The 19,510-nt window shown below is 60.7% G+C and carries 16 protein-coding genes; 14 read left to right on the forward strand and 2 right to left on the reverse strand.

Annotated features, from left to right (window positions below; translation table 11 throughout):
* Window positions 1-1,392 precede the first annotated feature (1,392 nt).
* Window positions 1,393-1,911, forward strand: a complete 519-nt coding sequence (locus QM609_RS08340) for a DinB family protein (protein WP_050657018.1) — start codon at window positions 1,393-1,395, stop codon at window positions 1,909-1,911.
* On the opposite strand, the gene QM609_RS08345 is transcribed toward QM609_RS08340, so the two are convergent.
* Window positions 1,912-3,384 (reverse strand): mannitol dehydrogenase family protein, encoded by a 1,473-nt coding sequence (locus tag QM609_RS08345; RefSeq protein ID WP_050657014.1) that lies wholly within the window; start codon window positions 3,382-3,384, stop codon window positions 1,912-1,914.
* A 7-nt stretch (window positions 3,385-3,391) separates the two neighbouring features.
* Window positions 3,392-4,402: an NAD(P)-dependent alcohol dehydrogenase gene (locus QM609_RS08350; protein WP_050657017.1), complete on the reverse strand. Its 1,011-nt coding sequence runs from the start codon at window positions 4,400-4,402 to the stop codon at window positions 3,392-3,394.
* 139 nt (window positions 4,403-4,541) lie between these two features.
* On the opposite strand from QM609_RS08350, the gene QM609_RS08355 reads away from it, so the two are divergent.
* The 13 genes from QM609_RS08355 to QM609_RS08415 all read left to right on the forward strand — a co-directional run bounded on the left by QM609_RS08355 (window position 4,542) and on the right by QM609_RS08415 (window position 19,430).
* Window positions 4,542-5,540: a sugar-binding transcriptional regulator gene (locus tag QM609_RS08355; RefSeq protein ID WP_050657013.1), complete on the forward strand. Its 999-nt coding sequence runs from the start codon at window positions 4,542-4,544 to the stop codon at window positions 5,538-5,540.
* Window positions 5,541-5,603: 63 nt separating this feature from the next.
* Window positions 5,604-6,956, forward strand: coding sequence for an ABC transporter substrate-binding protein (locus QM609_RS08360; RefSeq protein WP_030536581.1), 1,353 nt, complete (start codon window positions 5,604-5,606; stop codon window positions 6,954-6,956).
* A complete protein-coding gene (locus QM609_RS08365) occupies window positions 6,953-7,903 on the forward strand; it encodes a carbohydrate ABC transporter permease (RefSeq protein WP_019748978.1) in 951 nt (316 codons plus the stop codon). Before QM609_RS08360 ends, QM609_RS08365 begins: the two co-directional genes overlap by 4 nt.
* The gene (locus QM609_RS08370) at window positions 7,903-8,769 is read left to right on the forward strand and encodes a carbohydrate ABC transporter permease (protein WP_050657016.1); all 867 of its coding nucleotides are present in this window, start codon (window positions 7,903-7,905) and stop codon (window positions 8,767-8,769) included. The genes QM609_RS08365 and QM609_RS08370 overlap by 1 nt, the downstream gene beginning before the upstream one ends.
* A gap of 27 nt (window positions 8,770-8,796) precedes the next feature.
* Window positions 8,797-9,891 carry an ABC transporter ATP-binding protein gene (locus QM609_RS08375; RefSeq protein ID WP_050657012.1) on the forward strand — a complete coding sequence of 365 codons (1,095 nt, stop codon included), beginning with the start codon at window positions 8,797-8,799 and terminating at the stop codon, window positions 9,889-9,891.
* Between the two features lie 95 nt (window positions 9,892-9,986).
* Window positions 9,987-10,904: a carbohydrate kinase family protein gene (locus QM609_RS08380; RefSeq protein WP_042921922.1), complete on the forward strand. Its 918-nt coding sequence runs from the start codon at window positions 9,987-9,989 to the stop codon at window positions 10,902-10,904.
* A gap of 95 nt (window positions 10,905-10,999) precedes the next feature.
* Window positions 11,000-13,216 (forward strand): MMPL family transporter, encoded by a 2,217-nt coding sequence (locus tag QM609_RS08385; protein ID WP_149357664.1) that lies wholly within the window; start codon window positions 11,000-11,002, stop codon window positions 13,214-13,216.
* A gap of 18 nt (window positions 13,217-13,234) precedes the next feature.
* Window positions 13,235-14,437 carry a sensor histidine kinase gene (locus QM609_RS08390; RefSeq protein ID WP_050657011.1) on the forward strand — a complete coding sequence of 401 codons (1,203 nt, stop codon included), beginning with the start codon at window positions 13,235-13,237 and terminating at the stop codon, window positions 14,435-14,437.
* Window positions 14,434-15,108, forward strand: coding sequence for a response regulator transcription factor (locus QM609_RS08395; RefSeq protein ID WP_076948663.1), 675 nt, complete (start codon window positions 14,434-14,436; stop codon window positions 15,106-15,108). Before QM609_RS08390 ends, QM609_RS08395 begins: the two co-directional genes overlap by 4 nt.
* A gap of 66 nt (window positions 15,109-15,174) precedes the next feature.
* A complete protein-coding gene (locus QM609_RS08400) occupies window positions 15,175-16,479 on the forward strand; it encodes an HNH endonuclease signature motif containing protein (protein ID WP_050657009.1) in 1,305 nt (434 codons plus the stop codon).
* Between the two features lie 309 nt (window positions 16,480-16,788).
* A complete protein-coding gene (locus QM609_RS08405; RefSeq protein ID WP_007735481.1) occupies window positions 16,789-17,916 on the forward strand; it encodes an NDMA-dependent alcohol dehydrogenase in 1,128 nt (375 codons plus the stop codon).
* Between the two features lie 36 nt (window positions 17,917-17,952).
* Window positions 17,953-18,792, forward strand: a complete 840-nt coding sequence (locus QM609_RS08410) for a serine hydrolase domain-containing protein (RefSeq protein ID WP_007735479.1) — start codon at window positions 17,953-17,955, stop codon at window positions 18,790-18,792.
* 128 nt (window positions 18,793-18,920) lie between these two features.
* A complete protein-coding gene (locus QM609_RS08415) occupies window positions 18,921-19,430 on the forward strand; it encodes a DUF3145 domain-containing protein (RefSeq protein WP_050657015.1) in 510 nt (169 codons plus the stop codon).
* The last annotated feature ends 80 nt before the right edge of the window (window positions 19,431-19,510 follow it).

Below are 19,510 nucleotides of genomic sequence, written 5' to 3' on the forward strand. Positions count from 1 at the left end.
CGTCCTTGTCTGCGTCGGATCCATTTTGCCGAGCTTCGTGAATTGCAGAATCCGCAGTCCGCGAGAGCTCAGTAGTTGCCTCGATCGGGTGCAAAACCGGGCAATCGGAACAAAACACTTGTCGATGCGTTACAATTATTGTTAAAGTGTAACGATGAACTGCAAGTGAACAGCAACTTCAAGGTCTCGCTACCGGAAGCCGATGGGCGCCGGGGGAGATTCGTCTGCTGTCGATGGACGCGACGCCGTTGGGCCGCACGGATAAAGGCTCTGCGAATTGCGCCGGGTCGCACCCCTGATCAACCTGACAGACCAACGTAACGGAGAACATACTGTGACAATCAAGAACTCGATCGGGCCTGGTGTCGAAGCCGATCATGGAAACAGGCTGTTCGGCAACACTATTCGATCAGCTGAAGGTGAGGAACTCGTCCAGCGGCTGAATGCCATGTTCGAGCGAGCGAACAGCACAGGTCAGGTGGTGAATCAACGAGAACTCTCGACCGTGCTTTCTGTGCGGAGATCCGAGGGTTCCCCGGGCGACCGGTCATTTCCGGCGCCTGACAGGCTGATGCATGCGATCGAGGGACTCTCGTACGAATCCCTTTCCCTGTTGATTTGTGCGGCCGAGCATTTACTGCGTTCGGAAGGGGTACATGTCGACTCGACGCCCTTCACTTGAGGGGCGACGAGACCCGTCGAGGAAATCGAAGTGATCGGTCCGTCGCCGACGAACGAGTATTTTGTCACGATCGGAATGACGTAGTTACGTCGTCGTTTGTAATTCTGTTGTGCGACCGGCGAATCAGGCCTCCGGCGTTGCTCGGTCGCACGATCCCGATTCCGCTGCTTCGAAGGCTTCTTGGTGCGCTCACGCGCCTCAGCGTCGAATCCTCTCCAGTCGTCGTGCGGCCCGCTCATGTCATCGCGGACTCGATCGATCGGCGACGTGGAATCAGTCGGAGTATGTCCAGTTCTTCGGCCGATCCGAGTATCGACCGGCAAATCTTGTCGACGGAGTCAGATGCCGGATACCGGCACCGAAATACGGATCAACATTCACCTCGGGAAGCCGCATGAAGTGAATTGACTATCGCAGTCTGCTGTTGTGGTGTGAACGCTGCCCAGGCGCTGGCGGAACCCGCGAGTTCAGGGACATCGTTCCATCCAGGGCTCTGTAGCCGGGCCAACGCCGCCTCGACCGTCCCGAAAACTTCGAGGTACGCATGTGCGTCGTCGCATGTGAAGGCGAGTTCGTGTGGTTCGGCGTCGCCCCCGTCCCCGCCACACGAAGTAAGCATCAGCACGAATGGAATCGCAATACCGACCATGATGCGCTTCATCGGCCAATCGAAGCAGACCGACTCCGCTCCCGCGGACTATTCTCGATGCATGCCGATCACCCCGGATACAAAGAACTGGACCTGGGTCCTCGAACGCCCATGCGGCGAGTGCGGGTTTGATTCGTCCGCTGTTGCGTTCGCGGATGTTCCAGATCTTGTGCGTAGCAATGCCGTCTCGTGGGCCGAGGTACTGGAGGGCGAGAATGTGACGGAGCGACCGGACAGCGAAACATGGTCAGCGCTGGAGTATTCCGCCCACGTACGCGACGTGTTCAGGATCTTCAAGGTGAGGTTGGAACAGATGCTCGAATTCGACGATCCGCTATTCGAGAACTGGGATCAAGACGCAACAGCTGAGGCCGAGCGGTACAACGACCAAGATCCGGCAACGGTGGCATCGGAATTGTCCGACGCCGCGGCCGAAGTCGCGAACGCCTTCGAAACCGTGCCAGAGGGTAGCCGCCTACGACGGGGTCTCCGCAGTGACGGATCGGCGTTCACCGTCGAATCGTTGGCGGCCTACTTCATTCACGATCCGATCCATCACCTGCACGACGTCTCCGCGTAGTCAGAGCCCGCGCACCTCCTCGAGGGTTCTTCTGGCTCCGACGGAGTGCAACGAGTCGAGGGTCTTTCGGAAGCTTGCGACAAATCGGCGATCGTCCACGAGATCACCGAACACTTGTCGGTACCCGATGAAGGCCAACGGGTCGCTCGACTGTTTCTGGGCGAGCGGCACCAGAGCGTCCGACAGCTGATCGACGACGGTGATGGGATCTCCGTTCTCGTCTGTGCCCTCGGCGTAGCGGGCCCAGCTGGCGACAATTGCGGTGGACAGGTTGATCGACCCACCGGTGTCGAGTTGGGTCCGGATGACGGGCAACAGCCACTTGGGAATTCGATCGGACGACTCGGCGCACAGACGCACAATCGTGTCGCGGACCTGGGGGTTCGAGAATCGTTCGATGAGGGTCTTCTTGTACTGATCGAGGTCGACGCCGGGTACCGGGTCAAGGGTCGGCGTCGCTTCCAGATTCATGTAGTCGAGCAGGAACCCTGACAAGAGTTCGTCCTGGCATGCCTCGTGGACCAGGCGGTATCCGGCAAGGTAGCCGAAGTACGCGATGCCTTGATGGCTGGCATTGAGAAGGCGCAGTTTCATCAGTTCGTACGGGCGAACATCCGGCACGAGATTGACGCCGGCATTCTCCAGAGGTGGCCTGCCTGAGGTGAACTCGTCCTCGAGGAACCACGCGGTGAACGGCTCAGCCGCGACCGGCCACTGATCGTCCACGCCAAACGTCTCGGCGATCTCGGTGGTCACCTCGGCTGTCGTGACGGGTGTGATCCGGTCGACCATGGAGTTGGGGAAGGCGCCGTTCTCGTCGATCCATTCCGCAAGTTCGGGATCCTTCAGAGCGGCGAAGGCTTCGACAGCCGTCTTGGCGACCGATCCGTTGCCTTCGATGTTGTCGCAACTCATGATCGTGAACGGGGCGAGGCCCCGGTCGCGACGGAGTGCGAGTGCCGCACAAATCAGACCGAAGGTGGTGCGGGGGAGTGTTCCCGGCTCGAGATCGTGCATTACATCGGGATCGGACGCGTCGAACTCACCCGTAGTGTGCGAGATGTTGTATCCGCCCTCGGTGATGGTGAGAGATACGATTTTCGTCGATTCGGATGCCATCTTTTCGATCACCGCCTCCGGATCCTCCGGAGCGAACAGGTACTCGACGATCGACCCGATGACCCGGGCCTCGAGGGTTCCGTCGGAATGCTTGAGCGCCAGCGTGTAGAGGCAGTCCTGCGCGCGGAGTGCGTCTTTCATTCGCTTGTCCGACGGCATCACTCCCACTCCGCAGATTCCCCAGTCGAAGCCCTCACCGCGTCGCAGGAGAGCATCGATGTACATGGCCTGGTGTGCACGGTGAAAGCCTCCGACACCGAAATGCACTATGCCGGTAGTAACTTTGCTCCGGTCGTAGGTCGGCACTTCGAGTGCAGCATCGAAGTCGAGCAGGGTCTTCGTATTGAGTTCCATGAAAGTACTAGTCTCCTTCGGCGACAATGACTACGGCTTTGATGCTGCCGGGAATGCGATCGGCCACCAGGGCCTCTTGCGACTGTTCGAGTGAAAAGCGTGCTGTGACCATCGAGTCCAGATCGACGCGCCCGGCAGCGACCAGTGCGGCGGCGATCGGCCACGTGTTGGCGTATCGGAACACTCCGGTGAGCATCAGTTCGCGATTCTGAATGATCGGGACCGGCAACGGTATCTCGTCGGCACCCATTCCGACCAGAACGACGGTTCCAGCGGGCCGAACTGCGTGAATCCCGTCGATCACTGCGGCCGTGGCACCCGACGCGTCGATGAATGCGTCGACGGCCAGCGAGCGTACGTCGCTTACATGGGGATCAACGACGGTTGTTGCGCCGAATTTCAGTGCCACATCACGCCGGGCCGCGTCGATGTCCGAGACGATGACTTCCGTCGCGCCGAATGCCTTGGCCACCTGCGTCGTCACGATTCCTACCGGGCCGGCGCCGGCGATCAACACCCGAGAGCCGGCAGTGATCCCCGCCTTCTGGGCTGAGGCGATCCCTACGGAAAGTGGCTCGAACAGCGCAGCTGCCTCGTAGGACACGGAATCTGCGATGGGATGGGCGAAGTCGGCACCGATCGTGACGTAGTCGGTCAGCGCACCGTCGATCGGCGGCGTCGCGAAGAACTCCATATGAGGGCAGAGGTTGTATCTGCCTGCCTTGGATTCGGGACTTGTCGGATCGGGCTTCTGAGGCTCGATGGAGACACGCTGCCCGATGCGTCTTGGGTCGACGCCGTCACCGACCGCAGCGATGCGTCCCGATGCTTCGTGTCCGAGAACGAGCGGTGAGTTGACTACGTAAGGGCCGATGCGACCTTCGTGAAAGTAGTGCGCGTCCGACCCGCACACGCCCACGGCATGGATGCGAACGAGGACTTCACCCGCCTTCGGGGACGGTCGTGGTCTCTCGACCATCTGCATCTTTCCGGTCTCGACGAGGACATTTGCCCGAATTGTCGCAGGTAGATCGACGGATTCTCCGGAAACTGTTGTGTGGGTCACAACGTAGATGTTAGCTTAATGAGCATAAGAACAACTAGTGAGCATCTGCTCACGATCGAGAAACTTTGAAACTGATGCACAAGGAGACCGTGTGAACCAGTCGGCTCAGCCCACAGGACTCAAGTCGTCGAAGTTGCCCGCTTCCGAGGATGTGCGGCTCGCCTTGCGGGCAGCGACCATGTATCACCTCGAAGGCGCCACCCAGGCGGAGATTGCAGCGAAGTTGGGCGTCTCGCGGCCGACGGCCGGGCGACTGTTGGCCAGGGCGCGGACGCAAGGTTTGGTCAGGGTCGAGATTTTGGTACCGCCGGAGCTCGAAGGTTCGGTGAACACGGAGTTGGAATCGAAGCTGGAGAAGCACTTCGGGTTGGCCGAAGTGTTGATCGTCCCCGAAGCGATTTCGGATACGGACGATCCGGACTTCGACGCACTCGGCCGACGAGCAGCGGAAGTTCTGGTTCGTCGTCTGCAGCCGTCGAGCGTTCTCGGCTTTACCTGGGGTCCGGAAACCGTTGCGGTAGCAGGATCTTTGCCAGACAAGGCGGCGAAGTGCTCGGCTGTGGTACAACTTGACGGCTCCATGACGGTGACCGACTACCAAACCGGTGTCGACTTCACCATCGGCCGATGTGCACAACAGTTGCAGGCCAATCCTATTCGTCTCAACGCTCCGCTGTATGCCGACCCGGCGACCGTGGAGTCGATGCGAAACGACTCGGTGATCTCGAAGGCGCTGCAAGCCGGAACTGATTCCGACATCATGGTTTTCGGAGTCGGTGCCGTCTCGACAGCCACGACCTTGTTTGCCGGTAGCTTCGTCGACTCGACCATGCTGGACGAGTTGGAAAGTCGAGGCGCTGTCGGTGAAATCGGCGGCCGTTTCTACACGATCGACGGCAATCCAGTGGAGGGGCCACTGCCTGAGCGAACGGTCTCCGTATCGCTCGACGCAGTGAAATCCTGCGATCAGACGATTCTGATTTCGGGGGGAACACACAAACGCCAGGCCGTTCTGGGCGCATTGCGCGGAGGTTTGGCAAACGTACTCGTCACCGACGTCGAGTGCGCCCAGTGGCTGCTCGAAGGCTAGCGATCTCACGAGCTTCGCGGTCCGAGCGCGCGACTGACACGCAAGTGTGAAGGAAGGTAATCCGTGAAAACAGGAAGACGAGTGTGGGGCGCTGCCGCGGCGGCGCTCTGCCTCCTGGTGTCGGGATGTGCGGGCGCTGGTGCGCTCGGTGGTTCCGGCGAACGAACAGTCACCATCGCGATGGTGTCGAACTCGCAGATGCAGGACGCCATCAAGCTGGCGCCGGCTTTCGAAGCCGAGAACCCTGGCATCGACCTCAAATTCGTCAGCCTTTCCGAGAACCAGGCGCGCGCCAAGATCACAGCGTCGACGGCAACCGGCGGCGGTGAGTTCGACGTCGTGATGATCAGCAACTACGAGACACCTCAGTGGGCTGCAAACGGTTGGCTCACGAACCTGTCCGACTATGCAGACACGACGCCCGGTTACGACGAGGACGACTTCGTACCGTCGATCAAGACTTCTCTGTCGTACGAGGACAGTATGTACGCGGTCCCCTTCTACGGGGAGTCGTCGTTCCTGATGTACCGCAAGGATCTGTTCGATCAGGCGGGGATTACAGTTCCCGAAGACCCGACGTGGCAAGAAGTCGCAGGTTGGGCAGCGCAGTTCGACAACCCGGATGCCAAGATGGCGGGAATCTGCTTGCGCGGAAAGCCTGGCTGGGGTGAGGTACTCGCACCGCTGAACACAGTGATCAACACCTTCGGTGGACGCTGGTACGACGAGAATTGGAATGCGCAGTTGACCAGTCCGCAGGTCGAGGATGCGGTTCAGTTCTACGTGGACACGGTCAAGGAGCACGGTCAGCCGGGTCCTGCCACAAGCGGATTCGGTGAATGTGCAACACAATTCGCGCAAGGCAACACGGCGATGTGGTACGACGCGACCTCAGCTGTGTCGGTGCTCGAAGATCCCGCCTCGTCGAAGGTAGTCGGCAACATCGGATATGCGAAGGCCCCGAAGGTCGAGAAGTCCGATCCTGGTTGGCTCTACACGTGGGCGCTCGGAATCCCGGAGTCGGCAAAGAACAAAGATGACGCCTGGAAGTTCATTTCCTGGATGACGAACAAGGACTACATCCAGAAGGTCGGAACCGAACTCGGCTGGTCGAGAGTTCCTCCGGGAAGTCGCCTATCGACCTACGAGATTCCGGAATATCAAGAGGCCGCACAGGCATTCGGTCCGATCACCCTCGAATCGATCAACAATGCAGATCCGAAAAACCCGACAGTGCAACCGGTTCCGTACACCGGCGTCCAGTTCCTCACCATCCCTGAGTTTCAGGACCTGGGCACTCGCGTCAGCCAGCAGATCAGTGCGGCCATCGCGGGTCAGAAGAGCGTGAAAGAAGCACTCGAACAATCCCAGCAGTATGCCGAGGTGGTCGGCAAGACCTATCAGGAGAACCGATGACTACGGTTGCCGAGCCCAGAACTACGGTGGACGACGCGCCACCGGTCCGGGTCGAAAAGAAGATCTCCCGCGCCGAGGGTTGGCGTCGTAGAGGTCCCCTGTTGCCGGCGTTGATCTTCTCGATCGTCGTCACCCAGATTCCGTTTCTGTTCACCCTCTACTACTCGACGCAGTCGTGGAACCTAGTCCGGCCGGGATCGCGGCACTTCAACGGGTTCGACAACTACATAGAGGTTTTCAAGGACAGTCAGTTTCGGGAAGTCGCGGTCAACACGGTCATCATGATCGTGGGAACCGTCATCGTTTCCGTGATCCTCGGACTCGCGCTGGCGCTGCTACTCGACCGCGCATTCCTTGGTCGGGGGATCGTGCGGACACTGCTGATCACGCCGTTTCTCATCACTCCCGTCGCCGGCGCATTGCTGTGGAAGACAACAATGTTCGACCCGGTGTTCGGTATCGTGAACTTTGTCCTCCAGCCTTTCGGCGTCGGCCAGGTCGACTGGGTCAGCAAGTTTCCGCTCGCCGCCGTCATGATCAATCTGATCTGGCAGTGGACGCCCTTCATGATGCTGCTCATTCTGGCCGGTTTGCAGTCCATGCCCCGAGACATTCTCGAAGCCGCACGAGTGGACGGAGCCAAGCCGTTTGCGATGTTCCGCGAACTGACGTTGCCGCACCTGCGCCGCTTCATCGAACTCGGTGCAGTTCTGGGTGCGATCTACCTCGTGAACACCTTTGACGCGGTGTACATGATGACCTCGGGTGGGCCCGGCGTGGCCAGCTCGAACCTGCCGTTCTACATCTACCAGCGCGCGTTCCTCGGCTTCGACGTAGGTCAAGCTGCGGCGATGGGTGTCGTGACAGTGATCGCGACGATCATCGTGTCGACACTTGCGCTCCGATTGATCTTCAAGAGCTTCACCGGCAACGAGGAGGCGGCGTGATGACTGCCGTAGAGACGACAAGCGCGACGACCGACAAACCCGTCGTCAAGAAAAAGAAGAGCAGTAAGTTCAGTCCGTGGTCGGTCGTGGCGTGGATCGCCGCTCTCGGATTCTTCTTCCCGGTCTTCTGGATGGTCCTGACCGCGTTCAAGACCGAGGCAGACGCCTACACGGATCCGCCGAAGCTGTTCTTCACTCCCACCCTCGAACAGTTCCGTGCCGTCCTCGACTCCGGTCTCGGCACGACGCTGGCAAACTCCGCATTTGCGACGGCCATGTCGACGATTCTTGTTCTGCTACTGGGTGTTCCGGCTGCGTTTGCATTGTCGCTTCGCCCGGTAGCCAAGACTCAGGACGTTCTGTTCTTTTTCATCAGTACCAAGATGCTCCCAGTCGTCGCTGCAATCGTGCCGCTGTACGTGATCGTCAACGACATCGGATTGCTCGACAACATCTGGGCGCTGGTCATCTTGTACACATCGATGAATCTGCCGATCGCAGTGTGGATGATGCGTTCGTTCTTTCTCGAAGTCCCCGGCGAACTTCTCGAAGCTGCCAGCATGGACGGCGCGAGTTTGTGGACCTCGGTTCGCGAGGTGATCCTCCCGCTGATCTCGCCCGGAATTGCTGCGACTGCGCTGATCTGCGTGATCTTCTCGTGGAACGAATTCTTCTTCGCCGTCAACCTGACAGCTGTTCAAGCACAGACGATTCCGGTCTTCCTGGTCGGGTTCATCACCGGCGAGGGCCTGTACTGGGCTCGGCTCTCCGCGGCAGCGACCATGGCGGCATTGCCCGTCATCCTGGCCGGTTGGTTCGCCCAGAACAAACTGGTGCGCGGCCTGTCCTTCGGTGCAATCAAATAATTCTCCTCACCCTCTCAGGAGTTCGTCATGGCTGAAATCTCGTACCAGAAAGCGTCTTGCATCTACGAAGGTGCCGGGACCCTCGCTGTCGATTCACTCGATCTCGACATCAACGACGGGGAGTTCATCGTGCTCGTCGGTCCGTCAGGTTCCGGAAAGTCCACGGCCCTGCGCATGTTGGCAGGGCTCGAGGACATCGATTCCGGCGCGATCACCATCAACGGCAAGGACATGACCGATGTCCCGTCCAAGGATCGCGACATCGCAATGGTCTTCCAGAATTACGCGCTGTACCCCAACAAAACCGTCGGGGAAAATATGGGGTTCGCGTTGAAGATGCGCGGTGTGCCCGTCGAGGAGCGTAAGAAGAAAGTGGCCGAAGCGGCTAAACTGCTTGACCTGACTGACTATCTCGACCGCAAGCCGGCCAAGCTTTCCGGTGGTCAACGGCAGCGAGTTGCCATGGGCCGAGCTATCGTTCGTGAACCGCAAGTGTTCTGCATGGACGAGCCGCTCTCCAACCTCGACGCAAAGCTACGCGTCCAGACCCGCACGCAGATCGCGGCGTTGCAGCGTCGTCTCGGAACCACCACCGTCTACGTCACGCACGATCAGGTGGAAGCGATGACGATGGGTGATCGAGTGGCAGTGCTCAAGGGCGGCAAGTTGCAACAATTCGCCTCTCCGACCGAACTTTACGATCGGCCGGCCAATGCTTTTGTTGCCGGTTTCATCGGATCTCCAGGTATGAACTTGGTAACGGCGCCGGTCAGTTCGGGTGGGGTGCGTTTCGGTGACGTCGAGGTTCCGCTGGACCGCGAGCAGATGGCGGCAATCGCCGCGGCCGGTCTGGCTTCGGTCACAGTGGGAATTCGGCCCGAGCAATTCCAGGTGGTTGCTGCCGGAGACGGAATCGCAGCTCAGATCGACCTGGTAGAGGAACTGGGCAACGAGTCGTACATCTACGCACACGTGCCTGGTACCGAAGCCGACCCGATCTCGCTCGTTGCACGCACCGGCGGTCGATCGAAGCTGCAGTACGGCCAGACGCTGGGCTTCGAGCGGGTGGACGGCCTCGTTCACCTCTTCGACCCGACTACGGGTGAGCGCGTGGGTAGCTGAATCCCACCATAATCGTGACCTGCTCGGCACCCGAACTCGTTCGTGCCGAGCAGGTCACATCCATCTTCGACCGGTGAGAAGGTTAGGGTCTACCGATGAGTGATACACGCGAACGATCCGTCGTGGTGTGTGGTGAGGGACTGGTTGATCTGGTTCCGGTGGGGGAGAACTTCTCACCCAAGTTGGGCGGTGGACCGTTCAACGTTGCGGTTGCACTGGGTCGACTCGGATCCGACGTGGGATTCGTCTCTCGCTTGTCCACCGACGCCTTCGGAGATCGGATGATCGACTCGCTGGCCGCGTCCAATGTCGACACAACCGGAGTCGAACGTGGGCCCGAGCCGACAACTCTGGCCGTCGTGAACCTTGCAGCGGACGGAGGTGCGCGGTATTCCTTCTACCTCGAGGGAACGGCAGATCGACAGTTCGCGCTGCCGAAACTTCCCTCTGCCCGGGCATTCTCGTTCGGAACGCTGTCGCTGGTGCTCGAGCCCGGGGCCTCGGCCTACGAAGCTTTGCTGCACGAAGCACACGCCCGCGGTCGACTCACCATGGTCGACCCCAACATTCGTCCGGCGGTGATCTCCGACCCGGACGCGTATCGACGACGGTTTCGTTCGTGGTTGCCCGCCATCGATATTCTCAAAGTGAGCGACGACGACGCGAAGTGGTTGGGTTCGGTCGACGGCGCCGAGTGGCTCCACGAAGGCGTCGGCGCCGTCCTGCTCACCCGTGGTGGTGACGGGTTGCGGTTGATCACCGAGGAACTCGATGTTTCGGTGCCGGCGCCCGCGGTCGACGTCGCGGACACGATCGGTGCGGGCGATACCGTTCACGGAGCCCTGTTGGCCTACCTTGATCGTCACGACGCACTCGACGTCGCTGTTGTGCGTGCGTTCACCGAGGCAGATTGGTCGGCCGCGTTGACCTTTGCCGCACGCGCGGCAGCCGTCACCGTGTCACGTCCCGGGGCGGATCCGCCGTGGTCAAGGGAGTTGGGCCTGCCCGTCTAGCACTGGGGACCACCGCCCTACTGCGAGCGCAGTACGTCGAACTGCCTACCTGTGCACGATGTGCGACGGGGTCGTGTATCGGCACAGTGACACGCATGTCGATATTCCTGTACAAACTCTCGCGACTCGCGTTTCGGCGCCGTTGGGCAATGGTGGGCTTCTGGGTCGTCCTGCTGGTGGCGGGCGGAGTAGGCGCAGCAACGCTGTCCGGTCCGACCGTCAATACGTTGTCGATTCCGGGCACCGAATCACAAGCGGCGCAAGATCTTCTGGCTGAAAGATTTCCGCAATCGTCCACCGACGGAGCCAGTGCTCGCATCGTCTTCGAATCTCCGGCGGGCACGACGCTCACCGATCCGGCGATTCGACAATCCGTCAGTGACTTGGTCTCTGCGCTCGGGAAGGACCCCGAGGTTGCAGCGGTATCGGATCCGTATGCCTCCGGCGGAGTGTCGCCGACTGGGACGATCGGATACATGCAGGTCTCCTATACCGCCGACTCGATGGACTTACCGGACAGTTCGAAAGAACTGCTCGAGTCCGCCGTCCACGACGCCGCGGATTCAGGGCTGGCAGTCGATGTTGCCGGCAACGTGCTGATGGAAAGCAGCGCCGAATCGATGGGAGAGGTGATCGGAGTCGCGATCGCCGCGGTGGTGCTGACCGTCACCTTCGGTTCCTTGGTTGCGGCGGGGCTTCCCTTGATCAGCGCGTTGATCGGCATCGGCATCGCGATCTGCACGATCACAATCGCAACTGGTTTCATCGAATTAGGTTCGAGCACAACCGTCCTGGCAATGATGCTGGGGCTCGCCGTGGCGATCGACTATTCGCTCTTCATCGTCTCGCGCTACCGCTCCGAACTACGTGACGGACATGATCCAGAAATTGCTGCGGGCCGCGCAGCGGGGACTGCGGGTTCGGCCGTAGTGTTCGCGGGGTTGACGGTGCTCATCGCATTGGCAGGACTGTTCGTCGTGAACATCCCGTTCCTGACGAGCATGGGTCTGGCTGCAGCATTCGCAGTTGCTGTTGCAGTGGTGATTTCACTGACGCTGCTGCCCGCCACACTCGGATTTGCAGGGTCGCGCGTCATGAGTCGGTCTGATCGTCGACTGCTGGCGTCCGGCGGTGAACTGACACACCGGAAACAGTCGGAGGGGGCGGGCTCGCGATGGGCCAAGTTCGTGATCCGGCGTCGAGTTCCGGTTTTGCTCGCGTCAGTCCTCGGGCTGGGATTGCTGGCGATCCCCACATTCGGAATCAACCTGAGTTTGGCGAGCCCACCAGTGCCCGACACAACTGCCGCCAGGGCTACCGACCGACTATCCGAGGGGTTCGGTGCCGGGTTCAGCGGTCCGCTCATGGTGGTCGTCGACGTTGCCGACGCCGCAGATCCGGCAGCGGCATTGAGCGGCGCCCAGGAAAAGCTCGGCGCTCTGCCCGACGTAGCGGCAGTGACGCCGCCAGCACTCAACCAGGCCGGCGATACAGCAGTCGTCACGGTGGTTCCCTCGAGCGGCCCCGAAACCGAGGCAACAAAGGCACTCGTCGCAGATATACGTGAGGTCGCCGGATCACTGACCGACGAGACCGGAGCCACGATGTCGGTCACCGGTCAGACAGCGTTGACGATCGACGTTTCGGATCGCCTGGCCGACGCCCTGGTTCCCTACCTCGCATTGGTCGTCGGCCTCGCCTTCATCCTCCTGATGTTGGTGTTCCGCTCGATCTTGGTACCACTCAAGGCAACTCTCGGATTTCTGCTCTCGATCGGTGCGACGTTCGGTGTGCTGGTCGCGATCTTCCAGTGGGGTTGGTTCGCCGGCATTCTCGGAATCGAAGGTCAAACCGGATCAGTTGTGGCGATGTTGCCCATCTTCATGATTGGCATCGTCTTCGGGTTGGCGATGGACTACCAGGTGTTCCTGGTGACCAGAATGCGTGAAGCGTTCGTCCACGGTGACGGACCGGATGAAGCAGTCGTGAAGGGCTTCGACCAGGGCGCGCGAGTGGTCACGGCCGCGGCGCTGATCATGATCGCCGTTTTCGCGGGCTTCATCTTCGGCGGCGACGCCTTCATCATGCAGATCGGACTCGGACTCTCGTTCGCGGTTCTGTTCGACGCCTTCGTGATTCGTATGACCGTCGTACCGGCCGTCATGTCCCTGTTGGGCTCGAGGGCATGGTGGTTCCCCTCATGGCTGGACCGGTTGGTCCCGAACGTCGATGTCGAGGGGGAGCAGTTGACTGCGCTGCTCGCAGATTCGAAGGAATCCAGTGAACCCACGAGCGACAAGTTGTCGGTGTGACCCGGATACGGTAGATCGATGACTTCGACATCGACGTGGGGTCGATGGTGTGCGGAACACCCGCGCACCATCGACCTGGCACTGGCGATTCTCGTGCTCCTTGCCACGTGGACGGCGCACCGCATCGCGCTCGACGGCAATGACACCCGCGAGGTCACGGTTGTGGGAGTGCTTGTAACAGCGATCGCAGCGGCAACCATCGTGTTCCGAAGGCGCTATCCGTTCTCGGCACTGGCGGTGGCAGTACTCCTCGGCGTATTGATGATTGCACTGTCAGCGCCGCCGAATGCCGGCACAGGTTCCGCAGCGATGGTGTGCCTCTACTACGTTGCCAGCACGAGTGACCGCCGGAGGACCTTCTTCGCAGCGGCGAGCACAGTCAGCTCGCTGATGCTCGTCACGATCTTCCTGGGAGTGGGGAACAATCTCCTGCAGGAGGCACTGGGGTTGTTGGCTTGGTTGCTGATGGCAAGTTTTGCCGGCGCCGAGGTCCGTTCTCGCCGAGCCTATCTGGAGTCCGTCGAGGCGCGCGCGGTGCAAGCGGAAAGAATGCGCGAGGACGAGGCCCGACACCGCGTCGTCGAAGAAAGGATGCGGATTGCGCGAGACCTGCACGACGTTGTCGCGCACCACATTGCCTTGGTCAACCTGCAAGTCGGGGTCGCGTCGCACTTGATCGGGAAAGACCCGGAGAAGGCGACGACTGCACTACGCGGAGTGGAGGAAACGTCCAAGGCGGCACTCGATGAAATTCGGGCCACGGTCGGAGTTCTCCGTGACGCTCAGGACGGTGATCGCTCGATGAAACCGGCTCCGGGGCTTTCGGATCTACCGGCACTGGTGGATCAATTCGTCAGTGCGGGAATGGAAATCGAAGTGCGCGCTGTGGGTTCGCTGCGCCCTCTCGGGCCAGCAGTAGACCTCACGGCGTACCGAATTGTCCAGGAAGCACTCGTGAATGCGAGCAAGCATGCGTTGCCAGGGGCCGTCACCGTGTCGTTGTCGTACGAAGCCGAGGTTCTGGTGCTGTCGGTCGAAAACTCCGGAACAGCAGTGCCTTCGACGTCGCCACCCGGGTACGGACTGCTCGGAATGAAAGAGAGGGCTCAGGCAATGGGAGGCGAAGTGTCAGCAGGATTCCGCGCGGACGGGGGATTTCGTGTGGACGCCCAACTGCCGCTTGTCTCGGTGTCCAGGGGTTCGGAGAGTGGGGAGTCGTGAGTATTCGGGTGGTAGTGGCAGACGATCAGGCGCTCTTCCGTCAAACGCTTGCGCTGCTGATCGGTTCGGAAGAGGACATGGAGGTGGTCGCCGAGGCTGCAGACGGAGAGCAGGCATTCCAGGCGGCGCTCGAGCACCGACCCGACGTTGTATTGATGGACATTCGAATGCCAGGCACCAGCGGAGTCGAAGCGACCGCCATGATTGCCGATCATCCGGATTTGACCGACGTGCACGTGTTGATCCTTACCACCTTCGAAGTGGATGAGCATGTGGCACAGGCGATCCGGGCTGGAGCCAGCGGCTTCATCGGCAAAGGAATCCGAGCCGAGGATCTACTCGATGCTGTTCGGACGGTCGCAGGTGGGAACTCTTTGCTGTCGCCGATTGCGACCAGCGCGTTGATTTCTCGGTTCCTTTCCACTCCGTCGCGGGCCGACTCGACTTCTGGGATCTTCGGTCAATTGACGCCGCGTGAACTCGAGGTGGTAACTCTCGTTGCTATGGGGATGTCCAACGACGAGATCGCCGCGGAGTTGGTGATCAGCGCTGTCACGGCAAAAACACACGTGAACCGGGCGATGACAAAACTTGATGTCCGTGACCGCGCACAGTTGGTGGTTCTGGCCTATCAATGCGGTCTGGTGGTTCCGGGACGCTCGGTGGATTGATTCGATAAACCCTCTTGACTCGAACGTGTGTTCGAGTATTGTTGGAGGTGGGGATCGGGGGATTCAATGAGTGTCTTGTCGTCGGACGTGGTGTCTGGTTCTGCGGTGGGGTTACGCGGACGCCTGTGGCGGTTGTCTTCTGCCGAGTTGCGTGAGGCTGCGGTGTCGTCGAGTGCGGAGATTCTGCGCCTGGAAGCGGTGCGGGTGGCGGTGGTGGACGAACTGTCGTTGCGCCCGGATGATCAGGTGATTGCCAGCCGTGGAGTCGGGTCATGGTTGGCGGCGAACACGATGCTGCAGGTTCGGGACGGGAAGAAGATCGCCGCCCTGGGTGCAGCTTTGCGGCCGTTTCCGGCGGTGGCTGCTCGGTTCGATTGCGGGGATTGCTCGTTCGAGCATGCCGTGTTGATCGTGGCGTTCTGTGAATCACCACCGAAGGGGATGCCGGAGGAGGCGCTCCCTCGTTGTATCGACCTACTGCTTGCGGCTGCGTCGGGTGTGGAGGCGACGACGACGAAGGTGCGGAACGTGATCGCGACGTTGGAGAGGTTGTTCGAGTCGGATGAGATTCCGCCCGCCGAAGATGTCGATCTCAACGAGTTGCGGATCGCGTCGACGCTCAATGGTCGGGTGGTGGTGCGTGGTGATTTCGACGCTCTCACCGGGGAAATGTTGTTGTCGGCGTTGTCGAATCTGACGATGCCGACCCCGGCACCGGACGGAACCCCGGATTCTCGGTCGGCGGCGAAACGCACGGCGGACGGGTTCACCGAACTGATCCGCCGTTACCTGGACTGCGCCAAAACAGGCACAGACGGTGGTCAACGCCCGCACGTGAACGTGCACATCAACGCTCGGGATCTCGCTGAGCATCGGGACTGCGCCGCGACACCCTCCACTGCTGATGGTGAAGAGTCTGCGTCGGATCTCGATGTCGGGCACATGCCCTGGCTCGGACCGCTGTCCGTGTCGCAGACCAGGCTTCTCGGGTGTGATTGTTTCCTGTCCACTGTTCTGCTCGACGGTCACGGCGCGCCGTTGGATGCGAGACCAGGAAAGAGGTTGGTCACCGCGGAGCAGCGAGTGGCGTTGATCGCCCGGGACAAGGGCTGCGCGTTCCCGGGTTGCACATGTGTGCCCGCCTGGACGGATGCGCACCATATCCGGCACTGGGCGAACGGTGGGCCGACGGTGATGAACAACCTGGTCCTGCTGTGCCGTTCACACCACCGACTGATGCACCGCAAATCCGGGTTCGTCGGGAAATGGGAAATCCGAATCGGCGCCGACAACAAACCCTGGTTCATTCCGCCGCCCTCGATCGACCCCGGACAGCAACCGCGGCCGGCGAACACCACCTTCAAAACCTGAGGACGAACCTCAGATGCACCAGAACATGCCCAGGTCTGTTTCAGACCCGCTGCTCTGTGTCCGACCGATTGGTGGGGGGGTGGAGTCGAATGGTTGCGTGCTTTCGGGGCGGCTCTACTTTCGGGTGCCCGTGTGGCCTGTCCCACTCAGTGGGTCATTATTCCGTTGTTGCCGCGCCGGTTGTGCCAGGTCATTTGGACGTCTGACCTGCAGTGCAAAATCTTTCGTTAGAACACGTTCCAATTTCGCAGATTTGTGGCTATGGTCACAGAGATAGATGCGGGTGTGCGAATGAAAGGGTGAAGTGACGTGAAGACCAAGGGTGCAATCCTGTGGGGCCTCAATGAAAAGTGGTCCGTCGAGGAGATCGAGATCGGTGAGCCGGTAGCCGGCGAAGTTCAGATTCGCATGGAAGCGGCCGGAATGTGCCACTCCGATCACCACATCGTCACCGGCGCGACCCCGATGCCGTCGTTCCCCGTCATGGGTGGGCACGAGGGTTCGGGCGTCATCACCAAGCTCGGCCCGGAGGTCAAGGGTCTGGAGGTCGGCGACCACGTCGTTCTGTCCTTCATTCCGGCTTGTGGAACCTGTCCGGCGTGCTCGGCCGGCCATCAGAACCTGTGTGACCTCGGGATGGGCCTCCTCAGCGGCCAGGCCATCAGTGACGGTACCTACCGAATCCAGGCTCGCGGCGAAAACGTGATCCCGATGTGCCTGCTAGGGACGTTCTCGCCCTACATGGTCGTGAACCAGTCGTCAGTGGTGAAGATCGACAAGGATATTCCGTTCGAGGTTGCCGCACTCGTCGGTTGCGGCGTCCCGACCGGTTGGGGATCGGCAACCCACATCGCCGATGTGAAGCCCGGCGAAGACGTTGTGATCATGGGTGTCGGCGGCGTCGGTATCAGTGCGCTACAGGGTGCAGTTGCATCGGGCGCCCGGTACATCTTTGCCATCGACCCCGTGCCGTGGAAGCGTGAGCAGGCTCTGAAGTTCGGCGCAACGCACGCTTTCGAAAGCGCTGCCGCTGCCATTCAGCCGATCATCGACGCTACGTATGGCCGCATGGCACAGAAGACGATCATCACCGTCGGCGAAATGAGAGGTGAGTACGTCGAAGAAGCGATGATTCTGACGGCAAAGGCCGGCCGTTGTGTCGTCACCGCAATGGGGCACCTGACGGACATGGATGTGAAGCTGAACCTGTTCCTGATGGCGATGCTTCAGAAGGACCTTCAGGGCAACATTTTCGGCGGTGGCAACGCTCGCCAGGACGTGCCGAACCTCCTCGCGATGTACAAGGCAGGCAAGCTGAACCTCGACGACATGGTGACTCGGACCTACACGCTCGAAGGCGTGAACGACGGCTACCAGGACATGTTGGATGGCAAGAACATCCGCGGCGTCATCCGCTACACCGAAGCTGACTGGTGATCGGAAGCGCAACTCTTGTGCCAGTAGTCTGATCGGGTGCCCAGTACTCACAGTCTCGACGTAATCCAGCAGTGGCCGGTCGACAATGCGGCAGCGGTCGTCCTCTCCGGGAAGAATCCCGGTGAGGGCGACCGCATTCGTGGTTTCAGTGGCGACCAGGCGCATGTTTTCCCCCTGGCTTCGGTGACAAAACTGTTGTGCGCCTACGCGATTCTCGTGGCAGTGGAGGAGGGGGCGGTCGAGTTGGATGGGCCGGCCGGGCCTGAGGGGTCGACCGTTCGTCATCTCCTCGCACATGCTTCGGGATTGGCATTCGCCGAACGTGTTGTTCAGGCGCCGGTGGCGTCGAAGCGGATCTACTCGAGTGCGGGGTTCGAGGTGCTTGCCGAGTTGGTTTCCCGGGAGACCGAGATCGAATTTGCCGACTATCTGGCCGAGGCGGTGTTCGCGCCGTTGGCGATGACCAGCGCGGCTCTTGTCGGTCCGGCCGGTCACGGTGCGCAGGCATCGGCAGACGACTTGGCCAAGTTCGCGGCTGAACTGCTCTCGCCGACTCTGGTCTCGGCGCAGACGTTCGCAGAGGCGACAACTGTGCAGTTCCCGGGGCTCAACGGAATTCTTCCGGGTTACGGCTCTCAGCGCCCCAACGACTGGGGGCTCGGATTCGAAATTCGGGGCGACAAGCGTCCGCATTGGACGGGTCTCGAGAACTCGGCCGCTACCTTCGGTCATTTCGGCCAGTCCGGGACGTTCCTGTGGGTCGATCCCACGATCGATACTGCGTGCGTCGTGCTTACCGATCGCGATTTCGGTGATTGGGCCAAGCCTTTGTGGACCGAATTGTCGGATGGCGTGGTCGGTGAAGTTTCGCGGTAGAGCACAAATTTCTCTCCTTCCACTGGCGCAACACGGGTAACACAAGGCACACTGTTCAATCGAGCGTGCTGCACGAACTCGACAGAGGTCGTTGGGGAAGACGTCCCTCGTCGAAGCAGGAGGCTCGAGTGCGCGAAATGAATCAATTCGCGGACGTGACGACTGGTGTGGTTTACATCCACTCGTCGCCCGCGGCGCTGTGCCCGCACGTGGATTGGGCTTTGTCCGCCACGTTGGACAGCCCTGCCAAGCTCAGATGGACCTCACAGCCTGCCTACGACGGGCTTCTGCGTGCGACGACGGACTGGACGGGTCCCGTCGGAACCTGTGCCCGCCTGGTCCACTCGCTACGCGCGTGGCCGATGTTGCGGTTCGAGGTCACCGAGGACCCGAGTCACGGCGTCGACGGCGAACGGTACAGCCATGTGCCCGGTCTGGGCCTGTGGCGCGGATCCACCAGTGCGAACGGTGATGTCGTCGTAGGGGAGATGAAACTGCGGTCCATCATGAATTCCGGTGGAGACATCGCCGCGGAAATCGATCGGGCGATAGGTACACCGTGGGACGAGGAACTCGAACCCTTCCGGAGTTCAGGCGAAGGTGCCGAAGTGACATGGCTGCGAAGGCGTGTCAGCTGACCGAGGTCCATCCTGAACCCGGAGTGCTCTCGCGGCTTGAACGACAAAGACTTGAATGACAAAGGTGGGCCCCGCCGTAT

The sequence above is a fragment of the Rhodococcus sp. IEGM 1302 genome (assembly GCF_030056935.1).
GTDB classification, from domain to species: Bacteria; Actinomycetota; Actinomycetes; order Mycobacteriales; family Mycobacteriaceae; genus Rhodococcus_F; species Rhodococcus_F qingshengii.